General features: G+C 61.0%; 25 protein-coding genes and 1 pseudogene. 21 read left to right on the top strand and 5 right to left on the bottom strand.

Features of this window, described 5'->3' with window-relative positions:
• The first annotated feature begins 249 nt into the window (after positions 1–249).
• The 4 genes from LOY31_RS13290 to LOY31_RS13275 all read left to right on the top strand — a co-directional run bounded on the left by LOY31_RS13290 (position 250) and on the right by LOY31_RS13275 (position 5,477).
• Positions 250–1,509, top strand: a complete 1,260-nt coding sequence (locus LOY31_RS13290) for a cytochrome c (protein WP_258713473.1) — start codon at positions 250–252, stop codon at positions 1,507–1,509.
• Positions 1,506–1,979, top strand: a complete 474-nt coding sequence (locus LOY31_RS13285) for a (2Fe-2S)-binding protein (protein ID WP_102687740.1) — start codon at positions 1,506–1,508, stop codon at positions 1,977–1,979. Before LOY31_RS13290 ends, LOY31_RS13285 begins: the two co-directional genes overlap by 4 nt.
• A complete protein-coding gene (locus LOY31_RS13280) occupies positions 1,976–4,213 on the top strand; it encodes a molybdopterin cofactor-binding domain-containing protein (protein WP_258713472.1) in 2,238 nt (745 codons plus the stop codon). The genes LOY31_RS13285 and LOY31_RS13280 overlap by 4 nt, the downstream gene beginning before the upstream one ends.
• Positions 4,214–4,361: 148 nt before the next feature.
• A complete protein-coding gene (locus LOY31_RS13275) occupies positions 4,362–5,477 on the top strand; it encodes an alkene reductase (RefSeq protein WP_258713471.1) in 1,116 nt (371 codons plus the stop codon).
• Between the two features lie 65 nt (positions 5,478–5,542).
• On the opposite strand, the gene LOY31_RS13270 is transcribed toward LOY31_RS13275, so the two are convergent.
• Together LOY31_RS13270 and LOY31_RS13265 are read right to left on the bottom strand one after the other, a co-directional pair.
• Complete coding sequence (locus LOY31_RS13270) at positions 5,543–5,968, bottom strand: cupin domain-containing protein (protein ID WP_085604329.1); 426 nt, start codon at positions 5,966–5,968, stop codon at positions 5,543–5,545.
• A gap of 132 nt (positions 5,969–6,100) precedes the next feature.
• Positions 6,101–6,988 carry a transcriptional regulator GcvA gene (locus LOY31_RS13265; protein ID WP_258713470.1) on the bottom strand — a complete coding sequence of 296 codons (888 nt, stop codon included), beginning with the start codon at positions 6,986–6,988 and terminating at the stop codon, positions 6,101–6,103.
• Between the two features lie 108 nt (positions 6,989–7,096).
• Here LOY31_RS13265 and gstA point away from each other — a divergent pair, with 108 nt between their 5' ends.
• A complete protein-coding gene (gstA, locus tag LOY31_RS13260; protein WP_258713469.1) occupies positions 7,097–7,711 on the top strand; it encodes a glutathione transferase GstA in 615 nt (204 codons plus the stop codon).
• Between the two features lie 147 nt (positions 7,712–7,858).
• Here the strand turns inward: gstA and LOY31_RS13255 are convergent.
• Positions 7,859–8,050: pseudogene (locus LOY31_RS13255) on the bottom strand (hypothetical protein); the annotation flags it as partial.
• Between the two features lie 158 nt (positions 8,051–8,208).
• On the opposite strand from LOY31_RS13255, the gene LOY31_RS13250 reads away from it, so the two are divergent.
• Both LOY31_RS13250 and LOY31_RS13245 read left to right on the top strand, forming a co-directional pair.
• Complete coding sequence (locus LOY31_RS13250) at positions 8,209–8,805, top strand: paraquat-inducible protein A (protein WP_011333863.1); 597 nt, start codon at positions 8,209–8,211, stop codon at positions 8,803–8,805.
• Positions 8,802–9,473, top strand: coding sequence for a paraquat-inducible protein A (locus LOY31_RS13245; RefSeq protein WP_085604341.1), 672 nt, complete (start codon positions 8,802–8,804; stop codon positions 9,471–9,473). Before LOY31_RS13250 ends, LOY31_RS13245 begins: the two co-directional genes overlap by 4 nt.
• Before the next feature lie 6 nt (positions 9,474–9,479).
• Here LOY31_RS13245 and LOY31_RS13240 read toward each other — a convergent pair whose 3' ends face one another.
• Positions 9,480–10,229 carry an SDR family NAD(P)-dependent oxidoreductase gene (locus LOY31_RS13240; protein WP_127797934.1) on the bottom strand — a complete coding sequence of 250 codons (750 nt, stop codon included), beginning with the start codon at positions 10,227–10,229 and terminating at the stop codon, positions 9,480–9,482.
• A 164-nt stretch (positions 10,230–10,393) separates the two neighbouring features.
• Between LOY31_RS13240 and LOY31_RS13235 the strand changes: the two genes are divergently transcribed.
• The 3 genes from LOY31_RS13235 to LOY31_RS13225 all read left to right on the top strand — a co-directional run bounded on the left by LOY31_RS13235 (position 10,394) and on the right by LOY31_RS13225 (position 12,398).
• Positions 10,394–11,290: a LysR family transcriptional regulator gene (locus LOY31_RS13235; protein WP_258713468.1), complete on the top strand. Its 897-nt coding sequence runs from the start codon at positions 10,394–10,396 to the stop codon at positions 11,288–11,290.
• A 116-nt stretch (positions 11,291–11,406) separates the two neighbouring features.
• Positions 11,407–11,796: an alcohol dehydrogenase catalytic domain-containing protein gene (locus LOY31_RS13230; protein WP_258713467.1), complete on the top strand. Its 390-nt coding sequence runs from the start codon at positions 11,407–11,409 to the stop codon at positions 11,794–11,796.
• A gap of 14 nt (positions 11,797–11,810) precedes the next feature.
• Positions 11,811–12,398: a zinc-binding dehydrogenase gene (locus LOY31_RS13225; RefSeq protein ID WP_258713466.1), complete on the top strand. Its 588-nt coding sequence runs from the start codon at positions 11,811–11,813 to the stop codon at positions 12,396–12,398.
• Positions 12,399–12,404: 6 nt separating this feature from the next.
• Here LOY31_RS13225 and LOY31_RS13220 read toward each other — a convergent pair whose 3' ends face one another.
• On the bottom strand, positions 12,405–13,331 hold the full coding sequence (locus tag LOY31_RS13220) for a LysR family transcriptional regulator (RefSeq protein ID WP_258713465.1): 927 nt from the start codon (positions 13,329–13,331) through the stop codon (positions 12,405–12,407).
• Between the two features lie 101 nt (positions 13,332–13,432).
• Here LOY31_RS13220 and LOY31_RS13215 point away from each other — a divergent pair, with 101 nt between their 5' ends.
• The 11 genes from LOY31_RS13215 (at position 13,433) to LOY31_RS13165 (ending at position 24,436) form a co-directional block, all read left to right on the top strand.
• Positions 13,433–14,272 carry a type 1 glutamine amidotransferase domain-containing protein gene (locus tag LOY31_RS13215; protein WP_258713464.1) on the top strand — a complete coding sequence of 280 codons (840 nt, stop codon included), beginning with the start codon at positions 13,433–13,435 and terminating at the stop codon, positions 14,270–14,272.
• Positions 14,273–14,381: 109 nt separating this feature from the next.
• Positions 14,382–15,236: a putative selenate ABC transporter substrate-binding protein gene (locus tag LOY31_RS13210; protein ID WP_102718319.1), complete on the top strand. Its 855-nt coding sequence runs from the start codon at positions 14,382–14,384 to the stop codon at positions 15,234–15,236.
• The gene (locus tag LOY31_RS13205; protein WP_258713463.1) at positions 15,233–16,030 is read left to right on the top strand and encodes a phosphonate ABC transporter ATP-binding protein; all 798 of its coding nucleotides are present in this window, start codon (positions 15,233–15,235) and stop codon (positions 16,028–16,030) included. Before LOY31_RS13210 ends, LOY31_RS13205 begins: the two co-directional genes overlap by 4 nt.
• Positions 16,024–16,851, top strand: a complete 828-nt coding sequence (locus LOY31_RS13200) for an ABC transporter permease (protein WP_085747402.1) — start codon at positions 16,024–16,026, stop codon at positions 16,849–16,851. Before LOY31_RS13205 ends, LOY31_RS13200 begins: the two co-directional genes overlap by 7 nt.
• On the top strand, positions 16,848–17,615 hold the full coding sequence (phnE, locus tag LOY31_RS13195) for a phosphonate ABC transporter, permease protein PhnE (RefSeq protein WP_258713462.1): 768 nt from the start codon (positions 16,848–16,850) through the stop codon (positions 17,613–17,615). The genes LOY31_RS13200 and phnE overlap by 4 nt, the downstream gene beginning before the upstream one ends.
• Before the next feature lie 320 nt (positions 17,616–17,935).
• Complete coding sequence (locus LOY31_RS13190; RefSeq protein ID WP_258713461.1) at positions 17,936–20,071, top strand: ATP-dependent endonuclease; 2,136 nt, start codon at positions 17,936–17,938, stop codon at positions 20,069–20,071.
• On the top strand, positions 20,072–21,880 hold the full coding sequence (locus tag LOY31_RS13185; RefSeq protein WP_258713460.1) for a UvrD-helicase domain-containing protein: 1,809 nt from the start codon (positions 20,072–20,074) through the stop codon (positions 21,878–21,880). It abuts the gene before it with no gap.
• 194 nt (positions 21,881–22,074) lie between these two features.
• On the top strand, positions 22,075–22,293 hold the full coding sequence (locus LOY31_RS13180; RefSeq protein ID WP_011333849.1) for a hypothetical protein: 219 nt from the start codon (positions 22,075–22,077) through the stop codon (positions 22,291–22,293).
• Positions 22,294–22,515: 222 nt separating this feature from the next.
• Positions 22,516–22,872 (top strand): hypothetical protein, encoded by a 357-nt coding sequence (locus tag LOY31_RS13175; RefSeq protein ID WP_258713459.1) that lies wholly within the window; start codon positions 22,516–22,518, stop codon positions 22,870–22,872.
• A 355-nt stretch (positions 22,873–23,227) separates the two neighbouring features.
• The gene (locus LOY31_RS13170; RefSeq protein WP_192564759.1) at positions 23,228–23,587 is read left to right on the top strand and encodes a DUF6124 family protein; all 360 of its coding nucleotides are present in this window, start codon (positions 23,228–23,230) and stop codon (positions 23,585–23,587) included.
• A 315-nt stretch (positions 23,588–23,902) separates the two neighbouring features.
• On the top strand, positions 23,903–24,436 hold the full coding sequence (locus tag LOY31_RS13165; RefSeq protein WP_230737519.1) for a hypothetical protein: 534 nt from the start codon (positions 23,903–23,905) through the stop codon (positions 24,434–24,436).
• Positions 24,437–24,510: the final 74 nt, after the last annotated feature.

Below are 24,510 nucleotides of genomic sequence, written 5' to 3'. Positions count from 1 at the left end.
AGTATCCATCCCAAAGGCAATTGAGTGATGCGCCAAATGCAACGACCCTCGGCGTTGCACTTGGCGCAACGTGCTATTGCGCGGTCTGGCAATACTCGGACGTTTGCACCTTCTCTACCCTTGGGCACCTGGCGCAGGGCTTTGCATCGGCGCCCTTCCCCGGTCGTTCAAGGAGTTGTCGAAGATGCCGAATCCGTCCCTCACGCCCACCGCGTGCCTCTTGGGCCAACGCTCATGAACGGCCATTTCATGAGATCCAGAGCGCTGTGGGTCAGCGCGGCAGCCCTCGCGTCGATCGGCGCAATCGCTGCCCTGGCGCTGATGTGGCGGCCGGCAATTGCGCCGGTCGAACGCCCGCAAACCTTCGACTCCGTACAACTGCAACGCGGCGCGCGCGTCGTCGAGGCGGGCGACTGTGCGGTGTGTCACACGCGTCCCGGCGGCCAATACCTGGCCGGTGGACTGCCGCTGGTGACGCCGTTCGGCACCCTCTACAGCACCAACATCACTCCGGATCCACAGACCGGCATCGGCCAATGGTCGCTGCCGGCCTTCGAGCGGGCGATGCGTGAAGGGATCTCCCGCGACGGCCACTTCCTGTACCCGGCCTTCCCCTACGTTCATTACCGGCGCATGAGCCAAGACGACATCGCCGACGCCTATGCGTACCTGATGAGCGGCCCGGCCGTGGACTCGCCGCCACAACAGAACCGCATGAACTTCCCGATGAACATCCGGCCACTGGTGTCGTTCTGGAACCTGCTGTTCCTGCACGGAAAGCCGCTGACGCCACTGGCGGAGCAATCGCAGACGTGGAATCGCGGGCGTTACCTGGTCGAAGGTCCGGGTCACTGCGCGGGCTGTCATTCGCCGTTGAACCTGATCGGTGCCGAGAAATCCGGCGAAAACCTGGCCGGCGGCAGTGTGGATGGCTGGGACGCGCCGTCACTGCTGGGCATGGCGCACCGGGCAAACCCGTGGAGCAGCGAACAATTGGTGCGTTACCTGCGAGCCGAAGTGGTCGACGGACACGGCACGGCGGCGGGCCCGATGCGCCCGGTCAGTCTCGGTCTGGCGCGCTTGCCCGTGGAAGATGCCCAGGCGATTGCCGAATACCTGCTGAGTCTGCCGGCGAAAACCGCGATCAACGAAATCCCGAGCGCCAGCGCTGAACCTGCGGATCGATCCTCTGGCGCGCTGCTGTTCGCCAGTGCCTGCGCCGGCTGCCATGCCCAAGGCGCGCCGATGCGTGACATCGACGGACGCCCGGCACTGGATCGCACCTCGGCGCTGCAGTCCGCCAGCCCGCGCAACTTTGTGAAAACCGTACTCGAAGGCATCCCGGCAGAACCCGGCCAGCCGGGGCCGGTGATGCCCTCGTTCGCCGCCAGTCTCGACAACGCTCAACTCAACGCCCTGGCCGTCTACCTGCGCCATCAGGCCAGCCCCGACAAACCCTGGACCGACCTCCCTGCCACCCTCCAAGCGCTACGTCAGGAGACGAAATGACTCAGATCACCCTCAACGTCAACGGATCCTCCCGGGCTCTCGAGCTGGAACCCGACATGCCGCTGCTCTATGCGCTGCGCAATCACCTGGGCCTCAACGGCGCCAAGTACGGGTGTGGTCTGGGCCAATGCGGTGCCTGCACCGTCATCGTCGATGACCAACCGGTGTTTTCCTGCCTGACACCCTGCGCCGGCCTTGAAGGCAAAAAGGTGCGGACGGTCGAGAGTCTGGGAACCGCCGAACGCCCCGGCTCCCTGCAGCAAGCGTTCATCGACAAACAGGCCGCTCAATGCGGTTACTGCATCGCCGGCATGTTGATGCGTGCGCAGTCACTGCTCGAAAGCAATCCGCATCCCGACGAACAGACCATTCGCGAACACATGTCCGTCAACCTGTGCCGCTGCGGCACGCACTTGCGCATCATCGAGGCGATCAACCTTGTCGCCCGGCAAAACGGGAGTGCGCAATGACGACGATCAATGAGGTCGATCACAGTCGCCGTGCGTTCCTGCGCGGCGGCGCGCTGCTGGTGGCGTTTGCTTTGGTACCGGTCTCGCGCCGCGTCCTGGCTGACACCGAAGTCGATACCCTCGGTACGGTCGTGCTGGCGCCGGACCTGCCCGGCAGCCTGCGCACCAACCCCTGGCTCGATGCCTGGATCCGCGTCGGCCCCGACGGCATCACCGTCTACACCGGCAAGGTCGAACTGGGCACCGGGGTCAAAACCGCGTTGCTGCAGATTGCCGCTGAACGCCTGGAGGTAGCCCCGACCGCGATCAACCTGCTCACCGCCGACACCGCACTGACGCCCAACGAAGGCTACACCGCCGGCAGTCACACGATTTTCGACAGCGGCACCGCGCTGTTCAACGCGGCGGCACAAGTGCGCGAGATGCTGCTGGAATCGGCCGGGCGCAGCTGGAACGTTGCGCCGGGATTGCTGACGACTCGCGACGGCATCATTCTCGTCCCGACCGGGCAACGCATGTCCTACGCCGACGCCGTGCAGCAGGTCGATCTGCACCGCTATGCAACGCCCGAGTCGCCCTCGATGCCGCCTGCGTCGTTCAAGCTCATCGGCCATTCGCTGCCACGGCTGGATATCCCGGGCAAAGTCAGCGGCGGCGCCGCGTTCGTGCAGGACATTCGCCTGCCGGGCATGCTCCACGCCCGGGTCATCCGCCCGCCGCGCCCCGGCTGCACGCTGGAAGCCATCGATATTGAATCGATCAAGAAGCTGTCCGGGGTGGTGCAGGTGATTCGCGACGGCAATTATCTGGCCGTGGTAGCGCGGGACGAATGGCAAGCGATCAAAGCCATGCGTCATGGATACGCCTCGGCGCGCTGGAGCGGCGGACTGGCGACTCCCGAATCGCGCGACATCCATGCGCTGCTCAAGCGCCTGCCCTCGCGTCGTTATCCGATCAGCCATGAAGGCACGCCCCAGGGCGCGACTGCCAACCAATATCGCGCCCGGGTGACCAAGCAATATCTGATGCATGGCTCGATCGGCCCGTCCTGCGCCGTGGCCTGGTTCAAGGACGGCACCCTCACCGTCTGGACCCACACCCAGGGCGTGTATCCGCTGCGCGCCGGCATCGCCGAGATGCTGCGGCTGCCACCCGAGCGCGTGCGCTGCATCCACACTGAAGGTTCCGGCTGTTACGGCCATAACGGCGCAGACGATGCCGCGGCCGACGCGGCGCTGATTGCCATGCGCGTGCCGGGCACGCCGGTGCGGGTGCAGTGGATGCGCGAGCAGGAAAACCTCTGGGAGCCCTACAGCTCGGCGATGGTCACCGAAGTGCAAGCCAACCTCGACGCACAGGGTCGGCTGCAGGACTGGAACTATGAGCTGTGGACCACGCCGCACAACGAACGCATCGTCAACGCCGGGCGCTTGCTGCCTGCACGCCTGCTGGCCCGGCCGTTCGCTTCCGCACCGTCGGTGCCGATCGCCCAGCCTGAAGGCGATGGCGATCGTAACGCGGTGCCGCTGTACACCGTGGCCTCCTCGCGGATCGACATGAACTTCGTCACCGAGATGCCATTCCGCACCTCAGCCATGCGCTCGCTCGGCGCACACATCAACGTCTTCGCCATCGAAGCCTGTATTGACGAGCTGGCCGCCAAGGCCGCAGTCGATCCGGTTGCCCTGCGCCTGGCACACCTGACCGATCCTCGGGCACGGGCTGTTGTGGAAAAGGTTCGCGATGCCGTCGGCTGGCCGCAAAAAAGCAGTGAACCCGGCGCAGGCCTTGGCTTCGCCTTCGCGCGCTACAAAAACATCATGGGCTACTGCGCCATCGCCGTGCGTCTGCGGATGCATCCGCAGACCGGCGAAGTGCAGATCGATCACGTCGTCACGGCGGTCGACGTGGGACAGATCGTCAGCCCCGATGGCCTGCGCAACCAGGTCGAGGGCGGGATCGTGCAGTCCACCAGCTGGACGCTGTATGAAAAGGTCGCCTATGACGCCGGTGGCATCCGCAGCTACGACTGGAGCGGCTACCCGATCCTGCGCTTCTCGCAAGTGCCCAAAAAGGTCGACGTTCACCTGCTCGACCAGCCGGGGCAACCGTTTCTGGGGGCCGCCGAAATCGTCCAGGGCCCCATGGCGGCTGCCATCGGCAACGCCGTGGCGAACGCCACCGGACGGCGCTGGCTGAACCTGCCCCTGACCCGCTCGCAGCAGCCTGCCTGAACCGCGCCACGTTGCATTTCACGCAATGCAGCGTGGCGTCGCGTGTGGATTATCAAGCACCGGACAGCCGCTTAACGTAGGGCCATCCGGTGTCGGGCCAAATGTCCGACACCGTCCACCGACCTTTTTCGAAGACTGGAGAACCCCCATGACACAACAACTGTTCCGTCCCATCACCCTCGGCCCCTACACACTTCCCCACCGGGTAGCGATGGCGCCGTTGACTCGCTCCCGTGCCGGGCAACCGGGCGACATCCCGACGTCCATGAACGCCGAGTACTACCGCCAGCGGGCGAGCGCCGCGCTGATCATCACCGAGGCGACGCAGATTTCCCGTCAGGGCCAGGGTTATGCGTGGACGCCTGGCATCTACAACGACGAACAGGTGCAAGCCTGGCGCGAAGTCGGCCGCCAGGTACACGAGGCCGGCGGGTTGATCTTCATGCAACTGTGGCATGTGGGCCGCGTATCGCACCCAAGCTTTCAACCGGACAACGCACTGCCGGTGGCGCCCAGCGCATTGCCGGTGCCGGGCAAGACCTTCATCGTCGATGCCGAGGGCAATGGTGTGTGGGGCGACGTGCCAGTGCCGCGCGCACTGCAGGTTTCGGAGATCGCCGACATCATCAACGACTACCGCCGCGCCGCACGCAATGCGCTGAACGCCGGGATGGATGGCGTGGAAATTCACGCCGGCAACGGCTATCTGCTGGACCAGTTCATCAACAGCAACAGCAACCAGCGCACTGACGGTTATGGCGGCACCCTGGAAAACCGTGCGCGCCTGTTACTGGAAGTGGTGGCGGCCGTGGTCGACGAAGTCGGCGCCGACCGGGTCGGCGTGCGCCTGACGCCCATGGGACGCTTCATGGGCATGGGCGATGAAACCCCGCAAGCCACGTTCGGCTACATCGTGCGCTCGCTGAACCGCTGGAAACTGGCCTACCTGCATCTGGTCGAGCCGGCCGTGGTCGGCACCGTCAAGGACGAGAATTTCGACCCGCGCTGGGACGCGATCATCGCTCAGTTGCGTGATGCCTGGGATGGCGTGTTGATGATCGCCGGCGGCTACGACCCCGAGTCGGCGGAACAGGCCCTGGCCGACGGTCGCGCCGACATTATCGCGTTCGGCAGACCGTTTCTGGCCAACCCCGATCTGCCTCGGCGAATCCGCGAAGGCCTGACGCTCAATACACCGGACCCGAGCACGTTCTTTGGCGGCGATCAACGTGGCTATACCGACTACCCGGTGCACGCCCACTGATACGCTGAACAGCGGACGCAAAAAGGCCTGCCACATCGGCAGGCCTTCTTCGTTTTCGCGGAGCGTTACTGCTTGAGAATCAACAGCGGCTCGCCCTTCTTGACGATGTAAGTCGCCAGTTCCGAGCCCTTCTCGTTGCCGACATTCTTCGCGATATGCGCCACACCCGCCGGGATAAACAGCGAATCACCCGCCTTGAGCGTCACCGGCGCCTGTCCTTCAAGCCGATACTCGAACGTGCCGCTGATCACGTAAGCCACTTCCACACCCGGATGCGCATGGTTGGGCGAGGTGACGCCCGGTTCGAAATCGACACGGGCCTGGATCACTTCGCGATCCGCAGCGCCTAGATCCTGACGAACCAGATCGGTGCGGCTCAGGCCCTGCTGCCAGCTTTTCGCCGGGGCGGCGGATTGGGTGTCAGCCGCGTGGGCGAGGCCGGTCAGCGAAACGAGTACGGCGGCAGCGGTCATCAGAAGTGTGCGGCGCATGGTGTTGCCCTCTTGGAAGTAGTCATCTGTTGGCAACTACTTTGGGCGAGGCATGTACGCGGGATGTGTCCTGAGGTCGGGGTTTGTTACCCGATTGTGTACGGCAGCGGGATTGATACACGCGCATACAACTCACAGCACGTCTGACAGCCATTGCCTGAATGCCACGATCTTTTTTGACCCGGCGTTTTCATGGGGCGTGACAAAGTAGAAACCCGACGTGGACTTCAGCCGCAGATCAAACGGCGCCACCAGTCGCCCGGCGCGCAAATCGTCGTCGACGTAGGTCGAACGCCCGATGCACACGCCCTGCCCGTCAATCGCGGTCTGCACGGCCATCATTGCCAGATCGAAGGTCAGTCGCGGGCCTTTGGCCGTGAGCGGTGGCTGGCCTGCCGCGTGTAGCCAGTCGTTCCAGTCATTGGCGGTCAGGCCGCTGACTTGCAGCAAAGGGTGGTGGGCCAGATCCGCCGGCGTTTTCAAAGGCTTGTCGCCGGTCAGCAGTCGCGGACTGCACACCGGGAAGATCTCGTCGGACATCAGCCAGTCAGCCCGCAGCCCAGGCCATTCGCCGTTACCGTAGCGGATCGCCGCGTCTATCCCGGCCTTACGAAAGTCCACCAGCTCGGTGGAGGCGCTGATCCGCACATCAATCTGCGGATGCGCCTCGCGAAACGATGGCAATCGCGGCAACAGCCATTTGGACGCCACCGACACCAAAGTGCTGATGGTCAGGACACTGTTGTTGCTCGATTCCAGCAGCTTTTCAGTCGAGTAACGCAACTCAAGAAACGCCGAGCGGATGCCGGGAAAATAAGCATTGCCCTCCTCCGTCAGCGCCAACCCGTCCTTCAAACGCATGAACAGACGCACGCCGAGTTCATCCTCGAGGCGACGGATCTGATGGCTGATCGCAGTTTGTGTGACGTTCAGTTCTTCGGCGGCGCGGGTGAAGCTCAGGTGCCGGGCCGCACATTCGAAGGCTCGCAATCCGTTGAGCGATGGCAGTCGGGGGAGCATATGACCTCTTCAGTCCATGAGATTTTGTCATACGCTAGCACTGCATTTGTCCTTTGCGAAGCGGCGCGGCGATAGCGGATTCTGAGGCTCTACCTGCAAGGAGATCCCATGAAACTGTACTTCGCCCCCATGACCTGTTCTCTGTCGCCGCACATTGTGCTGCGCGAGCTGGAGCTTCCGTTCGAGCTGATCCGCGTCAATAACCAGACCAAGCAAACCGCCGACGGCCGGGACTTTCGCCAGATCAATCCGAAGGGCTACGTGGCTGCGCTGATGCTGGACAACGGTGAAGTGCTGACCGAAGGCCCGGCGATTCTGCAGTACCTCGCCGACCTCGTACCCGGTCATTCGATGGCCCCGGCCAATGGCACATGGGAACGCTCGCGTTTGCAGGAATACCTGAACTTCATCAGTTCGGAAATTCATGGCGGCAGCGCGCCGTTGTTCAGCAGCGAAATCCCGGAAACCACCAAAACGATCTTCAAGCACAAACTATTCAAGCGTCTGGATTACCTGAACCGCATCCTCGCCACCCAACCCTTTCTGATGCAGGCGTTCGGCGTAGCGGATGCCTATCTGTTCACCGTGCTGAAGTGGTTACCGACATTCAGCATCGCCATCGAAGACTGGCCAGCGCTGGCGAACTACATGACGCGCATCGGCGAACGGCCCAGCGTGCGGGCGGCCATCGCAGCAGAGGAAGCCACGCAACCGGTCCTCTGACGCAACCGATTGCGTTGAACGCTCTCAAATGGGCCGTCGCGCAGTCAGGCGCCCGACTCCGGATCGCTTGCCGGCAGCTTCTCGGTCCTCATCATCCTTGGCGGTGCTCTGCGGGTTGGCGTCAGCGCTTCCCGAACCGTTGCCGTCCTGCGGATGCTCGGATCCCACCGAATCGTTGGCCGCCACATCGCTCATGTCTTCTTCCAGTGGCGCTTCATCGTCCGGCGGCAAGGGGACTGGCGACTCATCCTTGCGGGGATCATGGCCGGTTTCGTTGTCGGTGGTGCGCGTCACGGCCTGTTGTGACAGGTTGCCGGGTGCATTTTCATCAATGTCCATGAGGTTCTCCGTTCTGGTGCGCAATGTTCGTACCTGAAGGTGTGAAACGAGTGAGTGGTGCTTAGTGCCCGGTATTGGACGAATGGCACCCCGGTTGCCGAATGCCCCAGCGCTTCTATAGTGAAGAGGGTTCAAGCCCTCCTCCCGTCGAGCGCCCCATGGCCAGCACCGATCAACTGATCATCTGCGAGCATTGCGACTGCGTGTACGAAAAAGTCGTGCTGGCCAAACACCAGAAGACCCTCTGCGTGCGTTGCGGCGCCGTGCTCCAGCGCTACAACAACCTGAGCGTGGAGCAACGCCTGGCCCTGAGCTTCACCGCGGCGATGCTGTGGCTGTTCGCCAATTTCTACCCGGTGATGAGCATCAGCATGAAGGGCCTGAAAAACAGCGCGACCCTCTGGGATTCGGTGTTGGCCCTGAGTCAGGGGCCGATCACCTTCATGGCGATGGTCGCGGCCATATCGATCATCATCGCCCCGGCCTTTCAGTTGGTGTTGTTGATCTGGGTTCTGAGCTTCGCCCTCGCCTCACGCCGTTCGCCGGGGTTCAAGTTGTGCATGCGCTGGCTGGAAACATTGCGGCCGTGGAGCATGCTCGAAGTGTGTTTGCTCGGCGCGATGGTGGCGGTGTTCAAACTGGCGGGCATGCTCGACGTCATTCCTGGTATCGGCCTGTTTGCGCTGGCCGTGCTCAGTCTGTTGCTGATCCGCATCGCCGGGCGCGACGTGCGCGAACTGTGGGACATCCTATGAAACGACCACCGACGGCAACCGAACTCAATCTCTGCCTGTGCCACAGCTGCGGGCTGGCCTGCGACATGACCGGCGAACCGCACCAGTGCCCGCGCTGCGATGCGCCGCTGCACTGGCGCAAGACCAACTCACTGACCCGCACCTGGGCCTACATGTTCGCGGCGCTGGCGTTTTACGTGCCGGCGAATCTGCTGCCGGTGATGAACACCACCCTGCTCGGCAGCGGCGCCGACAGCACCATCATGAGCGGCGTGCTGGAGTTCTGGGAACATGGCGCGTGGGACATCGCCCTGATCATCTTCATCGCCAGTATTGCGGTGCCGGGGGTGAAATTCGTTGCGCTGACCTTGCTGTTGGTCACCGTGCAACGGGACAGCCATTGGGCGCGCAAGGAGCGTTCGAAGCTGTACCGTTTCGTCGAGCTGATCGGCTATTGGTCGATGCTTGATGTGCTGGTGGTCGCATTGGTGGCGGCGCTGGTGAAATTCCAGGCGCTGGGGGATATCGAGCCGCGCGTAGGGATTCTGTTTTTCGGCCTGGTGGTCGTGTTCACCATGCTCTCGGCCATGAGTTTCGACCCGCGCCTGATCTGGGACAACGCGCCGGACGAAGAAACGGAAAAACCCCGGCACTCGACTGAACAAGTGCCGGGGCATCAAGCGGTTTGAGTCAGATCAGATCTGCGCAGTACCGCCGTCAACGAACAATTCGATGCCGTTGACGAAGCTGCTGTCATCCGAGGCCAGGAACAACGCAGCCTTGGCAATCTCGCTCGGCTCGCCGAGGCGCCCGATCGGCACGATAGACGCCAGTTGATCGAACAGTCCTTGCGTGTGTTCCGCCGGCACCAGCCCCGCCAGACCTGGCGTGCGCACCGGGCCAGGGCTGATCGCGTTGACGCGGATACGCCGAGGTTTCAGGTCCAGCAGCCACGACCGCGCGAAGTTGCGCACCGCCGCTTTGCTCGCGCTGTAGACGCTGAAGTTCTCCGTGCCCTGCACCGAAGTGGTCGACGAGGTCAGCAGAATCGAGGCGCCATCGCGCAGCAGCGGCAAGGCCTTCTGCACGGTGAACAGCGTGCCCTTCACGTTGGCGTCGAAAATCCGGTCGAAGTGCTCTTCAGTGATCGAGCCCAGCGGCAGCATGTCCCCGCCGCCGGCATTGGCGAACAGGATGTCGAGGTGCCCGGCCTTCGCGGCGATCTCGCTGTAGATGCGGTCCAGATCGTCCAGCTTCGCCACATCGCCCTGAATGCCGATGGCTCGCGGGCCGATGGCGGCGACCGCTTTGTCCAGCTCGGCCTGACGACGGCCAGTGATAAATACGGTGGCGCCCTGGGCGACGAATTCCTGCGCCGAAGCCAGGCCGATGCCGGTGGTGCCGCCAGTGATCAGTGCGATTTTGCCTTCAAGTCTGTTGCTCATGATGAATCTCCAGTAACCGTTTCGAGGATGGTGACGGGTCGTAGGTGAGCCGTTGGAAGCGACTTTAGGCCGATGGATTGAATTGAAAAATCCGCAAAATCGGTTTTGTTTGTGCACAGACATGCACAATACTCAGCGACATCTACATCACTGAGCCCTAGCCGATGAATCAGTTAATGGCGATCCGCACCTTCGCCCGCGTCGTGGAAAGCGGTTCGTTCACCAAAGCCGCCGACTCGCTGAATCTGCCGAAAACCACCGTCAGCAAACTGATCGGCCAACTGGAAAACCACCTCGGCGTGCGCCTGCTGCAACGCACCACCCGCCGCCTCACCGTCACCGCCGACGGCGCTTCCTATTACCAACTGACCCAACAACTGCTGCATCAACTGGACGACATCGATCAGGGTTTCAGCCAGGCCCAAGGCCTGCCGCGCGGCAGGATCCGCGTGGACATCGGCGGCTCGACCGCGACGATGCTGGTGATCCCCGAGCTGCCGAAGTTCTTCGAACGCTATCCGGACATCCAGGTTGATCTGGGCGTCAGCGACCGCCCGGTGGACCTGATCAGTGAGCGCGTCGACTGCGTGATTCGCGGCGGCCCGCTGACCGGACAAACCCTGGCCGTGCGCCGCCTCGGTGAAGTGTCCTGGAGCACCTGCGCCACACCCGATTATCTGCAACGCCACGGCACCCCGAGCCACCCGCTCGACCTGGCCAGCCACCAGGTGATCGCCTACCGCTCGGCCTCCACCGGGCGCATCCTGCCGTCGAATTTCCAACGTAACGGCGAACGCCATCAGATCGAAGGCAAAGGCCTGATCAGCGTCAACGAGAGCAACGCGCACCTGGCGGCCGGGCTCGCCGGGCTGGGGATCATCCATACCTTCAACTACACGGTCAGGACGGCCATCGAACGCGGCGAACTGGTGCCGATCCTCGAGGACTGGCGGCCACCGGCGTATCCGTTTCATGTGCTGTATCCGCCGAACCGGCATTTGAGCAATCGGGTTCGGGTGTTCATTGATTGGCTGGTGGAGCGGTTTGCGCAGGTCGATTGAAGTGCTGCGGGAGCATTGCTGACTTTTACGCAAAACACCTTTGACCCAGGGCCGGTTCTTCTCATCCACGTTGCCACCGATACTGGCGGCCATTGACAGTCATGGGAAACCGCACAATGCAAACCGATTACGCTGCCTGGGCCTGGACGTCCGGCCAAGGGCTGGATGGCCTGACACTGACCCGCAAACCCCTCGTGCAACCCGGCCCCGGCCAAGTGCTGGTGGCCAACCGCGCCATCGCCTTGAACCCGGTGGACTGGAAGATCATCGAGTGGGGCCACCCCGCCTGGAGCACCGGCCGCGTGCCGGGTGTCGACGGCATGGGCGTGGTGGTCGCGGCCGGCGCCGGCGTGACACTGCAACCCGGCAGTCGCGTGGCGTATCACCAATCGCTGGCGAGCGATGGCAGCTTCGCCGAGTACTGCCTGCTGGACGCCGCCACCGTGCTATCGGTGCCCGCCCCGCTCGATGATGCGCCGCAGCGTCACTGCCCTGCCCCGGTTTGACCGCATGGCAAGCCGTGGGAAAAGTCCCCGCAAATGACGCGGTCGATGTGCTGGTGATCGGTGCTGGCGGCGCAGTCGGCCTGCTGCTGGTGCAACTGGCGGCACAACGCGGATGGCGGGTTTGGGCGACCGCATCCGGCGCGCATCATGCAAAGCTCAAAGCCCTGGGCGCAGTCGGCGTATTCGACTACCGCGAACCGGACTGGAAAACCGCACTCACGGCCAGTCTCGGCGAACGTCGTTTGCACGCCGTGTTCGACACGGTCAGCGGCGCTCACGCGGCGGAAATGGCCGACCTGCTGGGCTACAACGGCCATCTGGTGTGCATTCAGGACCGTCAGGAAAGCGCGCCGCTGCCGGCCTTCACCAGCGCGATTTCGCTGCATGAAGTGGCATTGAACAGCTTCCACGTCCACGCCAGCCTGCACGATCGCCAGACCTTGCGCCGCAACGGCGAGCAGTTGCTGCAAGCGCTGCTCGACGGCAGCCTGATCGGCCCGGCGCTGCAGATGTTCAACTTCGATGAATTGCCCCAGGCCTTGCGCGCCCTGAAGGACGGCGCGGGTGGCGGGAAATGGGTGACGCGTCTGCCCGTCGTTTGAATCGCGTCAGTCGAGGCCTTCCCCAACGCCTTGACTGACCTCCCGGGTCAGACAATCAATCAGCGCCCGCGCCGAAGCCGACAGCTGCCGGTGCGGCGGGTAGATCACCGAGAACGGTCGGGAGCGCCCGCCCGACTGTTCAAGCAGGCGCACCAGTCGCCCGCTTTCGATCCGCTCGCGGACGATGAAGTCATAGGTCTGGCAGATGCCCAGCCCCTGCTCCGCCAGCGACACAATCCCCAGCACATCGTCGGACACCTGAATATTGGCGCTGGGCAACCATTCGCGGTCTTCGCCCTGCTCACGGAACAGCCACGGCCCGACGCGCCCGGTGCTGGGCATCACGAACGGCAGGCACGCATGCCGCTGCAAATCGTCGACGCGCTGCGGTGTTCCGGCCCGTCGCAGGTAATCCGGCGCGGCCACCACACACAAACGCGCGTCCTCCAGTTTGCGACCGATCAGCCCGCTGTCCGGCAACGCGCCCAGCCGAATAGCCAGATCGAAGCCTTCGGCCACCAGATCGACGTTGCGATTGCTGATGCTCAACTCAACGCGCACTTGCGGATGCTGCCGGGTGAAACGGGCGAGCATGGCCGGCAAACGATAGTGGCCGTAAGTGGTCGGCACGCTGAGGCGCACGCGGCCGCTGAGTTCGCCGTCCTGTCCCTGAATCGTCCGCTCGGCATCGTCGATCAGGCCGAATGCCGCCCGCGACTGCTCCAGGTACAACACCCCGGCATCGGTCAGGCTCAAACGCCGCGTGGTGCGCCGCAGCAACTGCACACCCAGGCGCGCCTCCAGCCGCGAAATCGCCCGGCTGACCACCGACGGCGTGGTTGCGAGAAACACTGCACCGGCGCTCAGCGAACCCTTTTCCACCACCGTGACAAACACTTCGACGTCGGCCAGATAATCGAATCGGCGACTCATCTTGATCTCCAGAGAACAAATGCTTTGCTGTGTCGCGAGTTTATCGCCGCCATAAGCATCAATACAGTGAGCCGCACCTTCTTCCACGTTCAGGAATCGCCATGCGCTCAATTACACGTCTTGCTTTCGCCTTGTCTCTCTCCGTTGCCGCGTTGAACGCCCAGGCGGCCAATGTGCTGGTGGTGCTGTCGGACTCCGATCATCTCGATCTGAAGGACGGCAAGGTCTTCAGCACCGGTTTCTACCTCAACGAACTGATGCAACCGGTCAAGCTGCTGCTCGATGCCGGCCACACCGTGACCTTCGCCACCCCGACCGGCAAGGCGCCGACGCTGGATCGCTCCTCCGACGACAAGATGTATTTCAACAATGACGTGGCAGCCTTGCAGACCCACAAGGCGCTGCTGGAAAAACTGAAGATCACCTCGCCCGGTGAATCGCCGGTCATCAGCCTGTCGCGGGTCGAGCAAGTCGGCTACGAGCATTTCGATGCCATCTACATTCCGGGTGGCCACGCACCGATGCAGGATCTGCTGCACAGCCAGGCGCTGGGCAAACTGCTGAACAACTTCCACCAAACAGGCAAAACCACAGCGCTGGTGTGCCACGGCCCGATTGCACTGCTCTCGACCCTGACGGATCCGAGCGCATTCACCCGCCAACTGGAAACCGGCAAAGCCACGACGGCAAACAACTGGACGTATGCGGGCTACAAATTCACGGTCATCAGCAATCAGGAAGAAGAAATCGCCAAAGGCCTATTGAACGGCGGCGCGATGAAGTTCTATCCGCAGACGGCACTGGAAAAGGCTGGCGGCGTTTTCAGCAGTAACACGGCGCCGTGGGCCAGCCACGTAGTGGTTGATCGCGAACTGGTCACCGGACAGAACCCGGCGTCGGCCCTGGCCGTGGGCAAGACCCTCGTTGACCGGTTGAAGTGATCTCGGCGCCCTCGCACTTTCACCGTTTCGTCTAACCTGACGTTGCACCCGACGATGATTGCCCATCGACGGGTGCATCGACCTTGATGCCCACGAAACGGAGAATTCCATGCTCAAGCGAACCCTGGCACTGACCGCTGGTTTGGCCCTGTCCCTGTCCGCCGTGCTGGCGCAAGCCGCGGAGGTGTTGAAGGTCAGCGCGATTCCCGATGAAGCCCCGACCGAGCTGCTGCGCAAGTTCGAGCCGCTGGGGTCTTATCTGGAGAAGCAACTGAACATGAAAGTCGAGTTTGTGCCGGTGGCCGACTACCCGGCGGTGGTCGAAGCGTTGGCCACCAACCGTCTCGACTTGGCTTGGCTCGGCGGTTTCACCTTCGTCCAGGCGCAGCTGAAAAGTGATCCAAAGGTCATTCCGCTGGTGCAGCGCGAACAAGACGCCCAGTTCACCAGCAAATTCATCACCGCCGACCCGAACGTCAAAAGCCTCGCCGACCTCAAGGGCAAGACCTTCGCCTTCGGCTCCGTGTCGTCCACTTCCGGCAGCCTGATGCCGCGCTATTTCATGCTCAAGGACGGCATCAAACCGGAAAGCTATTTCAGCCGCGTCGGCTACTCCGGTGCCCACGACGCCACCGTCGCCTGGGTGCAGGCCGGCAAGGTCGACGCCGGTGTGCTGAACGCCAGCGTCTGGCAGAAACTGGTAGACGCCGGCAAGGTCGACACCAACAAGGTCAAGGTCTTCGCCACCACCCCGGCCTACTTCGATTACAACTGGACCGTGCGCGGCACCCTCGACCCGGCGCTGGCGGCGAAGATCAAAAAAGCCTTCCTCGACCTCGACCCGGCCAACCCCGAGCACAAGAAAATCCTCGACCTGCAAGCCGCCAGCCGCTTCATCGAAACCAGCCCGGACAATTACAAAGGCATCGAGGAAGCCGCCCGCGCCGCCGATTTGCTGAAATGACGCTGCGCCTCAAACAGGCTTTTCTGCACCACACCAATGGCGTGGAGGCCTTGCGCGGCGTCGATTTACAGATCGAGGCCGGCGAGCAGGTGGCGATCATCGGCCCGTCCGGCGCCGGCAAATCCAGCCTGCTGAACCTGCTGGCAACCGCCATTCGGCCCAGCAGCGGCGACATTGAAGTGCTGGGCGAGCGCGCCTGGCATTTGTCCGCCCGCCAACGGCAACGCCTGCGCGCCCGCATCGGTCTGGTGCATCAGGCGCCGCCCCTGCCGCCCCGGCAACGGGTGGTGACGGCGGTGCTGGCCGGCAAACTCGGGCAATGGAGCCTGGGCAAAAGCCTGATCAACCTGCTGCATCCGCTCGACGTGCCGGGCGCCCGCGCCGCACTGGCGCGACTGGATCTGGCCGACAAACTCTTCAGCCAATGCCAGCAACTGTCCGGCGGGCAATTGCAGCGCGTCGGTATCGCCCGCGTGCTGTATCAGGCGCCGGAAGTGTTGCTGGCCGACGAACCGGTCTCGGCGATGGACCCGGTGCTGGCCGGGCACACGCTGTCGATCCTGTCGCGCCATGCCGGGGAGCACAACGTCACGCTGGTCGCGAGCCTGCACGCGGTGGAACTGGCACTGTCGCACTTCCCGCGCATCGTCGGTCTGCGCGAGGGGCAAATCCTGTTCGACTGCCCGTCCGCGCAGGTCAGCCGCGACATGCTCGACACCCTCTACGCCAACGAACAACTGCAATCCCCGGCGCCCGCCGTCACGCCGCTGGTTGTGCAGATTCCGCGATGCTGAGCGCCGACACCCGCGACCCCGCCGCACTGCCACGGTTGCTGCTGACCGGGTTGGCGATTGCCTTGCTGTGGCCCGGCATCCAGCTCAGCGAACTGGATCTGGGCGTGCTGTTTCACGCCGACAGCCAGAGTGAAATGGGCCGCTTCGTCTCGATGTTCTGGCCACCGGCCCATGACCGCGAGTTTCTGCAATTACTGCTCAAAGCCACCCTGCAAACCCTGGCCATCGCCACCGCCGGCATGGCCCTGGCCCTGCTGTTGGCCGTGCCGGCCAGCCTGCTCGCCAGCCGCGCCCTATCGCTGACCGCCGCTTCCCGCAGCGGTCGCCCGAGCCTGTTGGGCCGACTGCTGCGCTGGCCGGTGCGCGGGCTGCTGATCTTCCTGCGCAGCGTGCCGGAAATCGTCTGGGCGCTGCTGTTCGTGCGCGCCGTCGGCCTCGGCCCGGCGGCGGGCGTGCTGGCCATCGCGATCACCTACAGCGGCATGCTCGGCAAGGTCTACGCCGAAATCTACGAATCCACCGACCAACGCCCCGCCCACGCCCTGCTCCAGGCCGGCAGCGGCCGCCTCGCCAGTTTCGCCTACGGCGTACTGCCCAACGTCGCGGCGGAACTGCTCTCCTACACCGTCTACCGCTGGGAATGCGCCATCCGCGCCTCGGTGGTCATGGGCTTCGTCGGCGCCGGCGGCCTCGGCCAACAGATCGACCTGTCGATCCGCATGTTCGCCGGCGGCGAAGTCGCCAGCATGCTCCTGACCTTCCTCCTCCTCGTCCTCGGCGCCGACCAACTCAGCCGCCTGCTGCGCTGGAGGCTGGCATGAAACGGCTGATCAATTCGGTGCTGATTCTCGCCATTGTTGCGGCCGTTATCGCCTCGTTTGCCTACCTGGGCCTTGATCTTGAAGAGCTCGGCAGTCCGACCAGCCTGAAACAGATGGGCTTGTATGTGGCGCGCTTTCTCAGCCCGGACCTTAGCGCCGACTACCTGACGGCCATCTTGCGCGGGTCGATGGAAACGCTGGCCATGTCGGCCCTCGGCACCCTCCTCGCCGCTGTGCTGGGCTTGTTATTGGCGCTCCCCGCCGCTGGCCGGTTTGGCTGGTTTTTTCAGAGTGTCGCGCGCCTGCTGCTCAATGCGCTGCGCGCGATTCCGGAACTGGTGTGGGCTGCGTTGATGGTGCTTGCGGCCGGGCTTGGGCCGAATGCCGGGACACTTGCGCTGGCCCTGCACACCACGGGCGTGCTGGGACGGTTGTTTGCTGAGGCGTTGGAGAACACGCCGCCGGAGCCGGCGGATGCGATTCGGTTGCAGGGGGGGAATCCGGTGACGGCGTTCTGTTACGGCACGCTGCCGAATCTGGCGCCGCAGTTGCTGGCGTACTGTTTGTATCGGTGGGAGAACAATATTCGGATGGCCAGCGTGCTGGGGTTTGTCGGGGCTGGGGGGTTGGGGCAGATGTTGTATGTGAGCTTGAGTTTGTTTCAGGAGGCGCAGGCGGGGACGGTGATATTGGCTATGCTGGTTTTGGTGTGGGGGGTGGATTGGTTGAGTGGTTGGGGGCGGGGGCGGTGGGTTAAGGCTTAGGTTGGATAGTCTTTGAAGTCGGATAAAACAAATATTCGTCGAGGCCCGCTTCCGGCCAAAAACGGACGTTCGCAAGTGGCCGATAACGGCCAAGAGCAGCCACGCACTGGCAGTAGAGTTAGTTTTGGACTTCCCCGTCATCATCAATATCGTGGTCTACAACGGTTACTCCCGATCAAACATCGTAGGGGCTGCAGCCTTTGCAGGGCCGGCGATGCTTGTGTCCGCCCACAATGCAGAATTCGATCAGTGCTTTGCTAAGCGATTGAGCAGCATCTTCACCACCATAACGAGCTACGGCTAAACGGGGTACGTTATTCGTGCATATTTCAAAGTTACAACTCGTCAATTACCGGAATTTCGAATGCGCGAATGTAGTCTTCAACAAGGGTGTTAACACGATCATAGGCGAGAACGGGTCAGGCAAGACAAACCTGTTCCGGGCGTTGCGTCTTTTGCTGGACGACACGCTGCTGCGCGCGGCATATAGGCTCGACGAGAAGGACTTCCACCGGGGCCTTGGCGACTGGCGCGGTCACTGGATAGTCATTAGTCTGGAGTTCGATGAGGTATCCCAAGACGAGGCGATTCAGTCCCTCTTTCTCCATGGGACCGGTAACATCGCCGACGGTATGATCGGCAAAGCGACCTACAACCTTATCTTTCGCCCCAAGGCGGCAGTTCGACGGATCCTGGCCGACCTTGCCGCCGGTGACACGGCAGGACTAGCTGAGGCACGTTCGAAGATCACCATTTCGGATTATGAAACGATCTTTACCGGCAAGAGCACCGCAAACTTCCTCGATCCCGAAACCTATAGGCAACTGGCTGGCGACTTCGACGCGGTAATATTTCCCCAAGAACTGACGAACCCCGCTATCGGGGGCGTCATCCCAGGCATGCTCTCGATCTCGCGCGAAGTGTGCTTCACCTTCGTGCAAGCACTGCGCGATGTGGTCTCCGACTTCCAGAACAACCGCACCAACCCCCTCCTAACTCTGCTCAAGTGTCGAAGCGGTGAGATCGATCCGGAGAGCTTCGAGCCAATTACCGCTCTCGTCAAAGGGCTCAACGATGCAATCGAGGGCCTACCAGATGTAGGAACCATCCGCACCGATATCCGCGACACCATCACCGATGCGGCAGGCGAGACCTACTCCCCGCGATCACTTTCAATCCGCTCGGATCTGTCCGACGAGGCCGACCGCCTCTTCCAGTCGCTCAAGCTGTTTGTGGGCGAGAGCGAGGAAGAATATGAGGGCGCGATTCACGAGCTGAGCCTGGGCGGTGCAAACCTCATCTACCTGACGTTGAAGCTGCTCGAGTTCAAATACCAGAAGCAGAAAGAGTCCTTCGCCAATTTCCTCGTGATCGAGGAGCCGGAGGCGCACATCCACACCCATATCCAGAAAACGCTGTTCGACCGGCTGAACTTTGATGACACCCAGATCATCTATTCGACACATTCGACCCACATATCCGAAGTGAACAACGTCGTGAACATCAACATCCTCGGCCGGCAGGACGGACGATGCGAGGTGTTTCAGCCATCTGCGGGACTTGACGCCGGCCAAATTGGCAATATCCAGCGCTACCTCGATGCGGTCCGCAGCAATCTGCTCTTCGCCAAGAGCGTGATCTTGGTTGAGGGCGACGCCGAGGAGATCCTCATACCGATCCTCGTTAAAAAAGTGTTCGGGCTCAGCCTGGACGAGCTGGGAATCAGCTTAATCAACATCCGCAGCACCGGCTTCGAGAATGTTGCGGTGCTTTTCCATAACGAGCGCATCCGTAAGCGCTGCGCGATCATCACCGACCTTGACCGCGCGTTTATCGATACGACCAAGGACATACTCGACAGCGACGATAAGGCGGCCGCAAAGAAAAAGGCACTGGGGTCACAGATCGCTGGACTCCAGCGCGAGGCAGTGCTCAAGGAGTTGTGTGACGGGAATCCCTGGCTGACGGTGCACTTCGCCGACAACACTTTCGAGGTCGATTTCGTTTCCGCCGGCAATGTTGGCACTGTCGTTTCGGTCCTGGGCGACGTCTATAAGGATGGCGCCACCATCGCGACGTCTAAAATGGAGCTGGAATCGGGTGACATCGCACGTTTCGGGACGCGCGTGCTGACGATGGCACGCTACGCAGGAAAGGGGTGGTTCGCCATCATTCTGGGGCGAATGATCACGCCAGAAACTGTCATTCCGGATTACATCCTCGACGCCATCTTCCAAGCGCATCTCCCGGTATCCATCCAGACATGGGCGCGTGTGCTTGATTATCGGGTCTCGGTCCTTGCCGAGTCACAACTACACACGGCAGTGGACATCGACGCAATGCGCGCGCAAATCAGACGCTACTATAGCGGCGAGATCGACTTTGCAGCGGTTCGCGCCGAAATGCTACAAGCCTTTCCGGCCGACGGCATCAACACGATCCTGGCGAGCTTCTAGATGTTTGTCTGGGACAGGAAAGATCTGAACGATGCCCAGGTCGCAGCCATCGAGCATCCAGGCAGCGTCTTCCTCGTTGCCTGCCCGGGGAGCGGTAAAACGAGAACCCTCACCTACAAGATCGCCCGCCTGTTGTCGGAGCTTAAGTCGGACAAAAAACGCGTCGTCGCGATCACCTACACGCACCGGGCTGCGGATGAGATTCACGAACGGATCGAGCAGCTTGGCGTCGAAACGAGCCAGCTTTGGATTGGCACGATCCACTCCTTCTGTCTCGAATGGATCTTAAAGCCTTACGGAATCTACCACTCAGCGCTCAAGCACGGTTTCCGGGTGATCAATGCTCATGACACCGAACGAATGCTCGAGGAACTCTGCAGCGCGGTGCAAGGCACTAAGCTCAGCAGCTTCGACTGCGCATATTATTTCAAGCCGAACGGCTGTGTCCTGACATGCAACAAGACCGATAAGCATGAAGCAATTAGGGGAGTTTTGCGGGCATATTGGAAGGCGCTTCGTACCGAGCGGCAGGTCGATTTTGAACTCATCCTTTTCTACGCCTATCAGCTCATCGAGAATAATCCGTCGATCAGCGTGCTGCTGGGTTCGATCTTCGAATGCGTACTCCTCGATGAATTTCAGGATACCCGGGAAATCCAATATGCGATCCTCGCGTCGATCCTGAAAGCGTCGAAGCGCGGTGCGTCCGCCTTCGTGGTAGGCGATCCTAATCAGGCAATCTATGGCTCGCTTGGCGGCTATGCGATTACGGCGGCGGACTTTGGGGCGCAGTGCGGCATCGCCTTCAATGAAATGGAGCTGTCAGACAATTACCGGTCGTCATCGCGAATTGTGAGTTATTTCGGCAATTACAACGTCTGGCCTTCGAAGATCGAGGCGGTGGGGAGGGACAAAGACTACGCGAGCGTGGTGTCGTTCGATCACCAGACACACCGCGACGCGCTGGAGGAAGAGCTTGTAAGGCTCATCAAATTTAACGTCGAAACGCTCGGGATCGCTCAGCATGAGGTTTGTATAGTTGCGCCTTGGTGGGTCCATCTCGCAAGCATGACACGCAGGCTGGTCGCGGCGCTTCCGGCTTATTCGTTCGACGGCCCGGGCATGGTGCCCTTTGCGCGCGACATCGACAATTTCTGGTACAAGCTAGCTAGGATCATTCTGACGGAGGCGTCCCCACACCTCTATGTACGCCGGATGCGATGGGCGGGAGAGATAATCGCTGACCTCAGCGAGGCCGGCGTCGAGGTTCCAGGTTTGGACCGCAAGACACTGCTACGCGCCTGCAACACCATCGCCCTCACCATCACCGAAACCGATGGCCTTGTCTTCCTCCGGGTGTTCTTCGACCAGCTATGTTCCACTTTCGGAATAGATCGCCACACCTGCGCGGCACTCCAGGAGCATCACGACGCTTTCTTTGAATGCTCGCAGAAGCGCATTGACAAGCTCATCAAGGAAGGCGCTGAGGCGATCGCTGATTTGGCGATGTTCAGGAAGGTCTTTGCGGACCGGACTGGAATCACCGTATCGACGATCCACGGGGTCAAGGGCGCTGAGTATGACGCAGTGATCGCCTATGGCCTGCTAGAAGGGATGGTTCCCCATTTCAGCGATCCGAACCAGGTCGAGACAGCTAAGAAACTCATGTATGTGGTGTCGTCGCGGGCCAGAAAGAACCTACATCTGATCTCTGAACGCGGTCGCAGTCGGGGCTGGAGCGGGGATTATCAACCAACCGACGTTCTTACTGGATGTGCATTCCGGTACGACCAGCTTTCTGACGGGTAAGAATCTGGTCGCAAATGTCCGCTCATGACCGATAGCGGACATTCGCAACGAAAATAGGGGACCTAGAATATTGGACGGATTTATTTTCAGACGAAGAGCTCACTTTTCTTGGCCAGTGAAGGCACTGTGATAGCATGCTTGCGCCTCCCCCCGGAGAGGGGGATTTTTTCTACATCCCGCAAGGAATATGCCCCGTGAAAGACTTTGTCATCAGCGTCAACAACACCGTCCTCTATCTCTCCCTGGCATTCATCTGGCTGGTCGCAATCGTCGCGATTTTTACCAGTGGGTTCTTGCCGGCGCTGGGTATCTTCGTGGCCGGCACCCTGTGCTGGTGCATCATTTCCGGCTTCTGGTTCGTCCAGTCGGCGACCTACGAAGAACTGCGCAAGCTGAACGCCAGCAAAAACTGAAACATCAGGGCGGAGCCGTAAGTGCCCCGCCCTACCCTGAGCGCTTGGTTCCGTGCCGAGCGCTCTCGCCCACCGCGAATGGCTCGCATAAATCCCGCATTTTCCGAAGTCCTGAAAATCCCTCCGCTCCCTTTCTGCCAATTAAGCCCAGTACTATCTTTCAAGAAATATCCCCGTCCCTTGTCCCCATCCACTGAGTGGCGAACTAAAGGAGTTTTGGTTTTGGGACATCTTCTGACTGAGCCGCAGCTGACCGACATCAGAGCTGCACTCTCCTGGCCTTTCAACGATTTGCCGGTCGAATACGATTACGTAGCGGCGGAGGTCAGAGGCGTCGATCCTGACGTGCTCTACGAAATCCTTTATTCAGAGGTCGCGCCAGTGTGCTTCACCAATCTTGTGGCCGCTGTGCCTCCGACATGGACTGGCTTTGATCCAGACTCGCTCAGGGCAATGATCGAGGAGCGTTTGGCAGCTAGGGAGAACAGCTGGTTTCGCAGGCAGTTTGATAAGGCGTTGGTTCGCTGGCTGCAATACAACTACGGCTACATCTGGAAGGAGATTTCCTCCAGGCTTTAAGCGCTTAAACAGCTCCGTTTAAAGCAACCCGCCGTAACTTCCCCAAGGCTACAACGCCTTGCGTCATTGCCTACGACTACGCCAGAATCCGCCGGCTTGTGCGTCTACGACGCGGGTCTTATCGTTTCCCGGTCACTGAAAAACAGTGATGGGGTTTGGTAGCCCCGGATTATCGTAGGTTGCATAAGCATCATGATGTGCAGTGTCTGAAAGACTCCGCGTCATGGTGGTCATGCACAGGGCGTCTTCGGGCGCGCCGGTTCCTACGTCCCGGTCTACCAACCTGAGCATGGCCGCCACCCATCGTTTGGTAGCGAGAGTGTCGGCTCCCATTTGACGATGTAGGAGTTTCACCATGATCAAACCAACACCCAACCCACCCGAAACCGACCCCACCTCCCCCTACGAATCCCCCAACTCCAAAAAACTCCACGACGCCGCCGAGCGTGCGCTGGATCATTACCTCTTCCCCGCCGCAGGGATCATGTCGTCCTTGAACGAGCCCGAGCGGATGTATCTGGCCAATCCGAAATTCAACACCGAATGTTTGCTGGCCAATGCCAGCGAAAACCTCGGGGCGGCCAGTGAGATGCTCAGCAATTTCGCGGCCACGCTCGATCCGTCGCATCGCAAGACGGCGATCGGTATCGCGCAGATCGTGATGATTGCCGAGCTGGCGGTAAATCAGGCGCTGGATCACGTTGAGCTGAGTTAAACAAATCGCGTCCGGTAGAGGCGGCCCTCGGGCTGCTTCTACGGATAGTTGCAACTTAGCATTCGCTATATATCAATCAAAAAATATAACTTTTCTCGATTAAAATACCTGAGCATTTTTTAATAAAAGCCGTCCGCGTTAACAAAAAAATCTAAATACGCTTTCCGTTAGATTACTTCGCTACATCATTTGACAGAGTCAAAAGTCGCATCAAAACTGCAACCGCGATTCCAAGGCATGGAGTCGCGTACACAGGAGAAATTCCTTGCCAATGGAATTTCAGCACATACGGAAATAGCGAATAAGGAAATTACAATGAACCAAGCTATTCAGGAAAAAACCGCAACTCTGCTTCAACAACCTGCTGTAGCTTTCACCCTCTTCGATCAGAACGGTGTACAGATCACTTTGAATCTGCCTAGTGCATTGCAGATCAACCAGAACGGTCAGGAGTACTACCCTCCTAATCCGACACCGGGAGAAGGAGCTCCCGTACTGCATAACAACACGATATTCCCGATCGAGTCCGCGACTTTCACCGTCGAACTGCTGGATGTGATCGATGCTTCGAGCAATGTGATCGCCAACGTGCGGTGGTGGAATAACAAGATTTTCGATGGCAAGAAAAGCATGGAGTTCACGGTTAAAAAGGTGCTTCCAGGCGAAGTGGGTATTTGTGTTCCCAGCGAAGCCGGTTACAACCAAGTCCGCTGGGCCACTTCAGTATCCAGCGGGCGCGGCACGGAGACCTTCAAAAACACCCTGAACATCGTCACGCTCACCTTCGGCCCGCTTCAACCAAACGGCCCAGGTGGCAACCCGACCGGCCCGATTGTGCAGATCGGCTGATTGAGCTGTACTGCGGCGCCCGTTGAAGCGGGCGTCGCATTCCCTCCTGTGATACCTCTGCTGAATTGCTGCAC

The organism is Pseudomonas sp. B21-021 (genome assembly GCF_024749205.1).
Classification (GTDB): Bacteria; Pseudomonadota; Gammaproteobacteria; order Pseudomonadales; family Pseudomonadaceae; genus Aquipseudomonas; species Aquipseudomonas paraglycinae.
The sequence above is the reverse complement of the archived record's forward strand: the minus strand, read 5'-3'. Positions and strand labels throughout refer to the sequence as shown.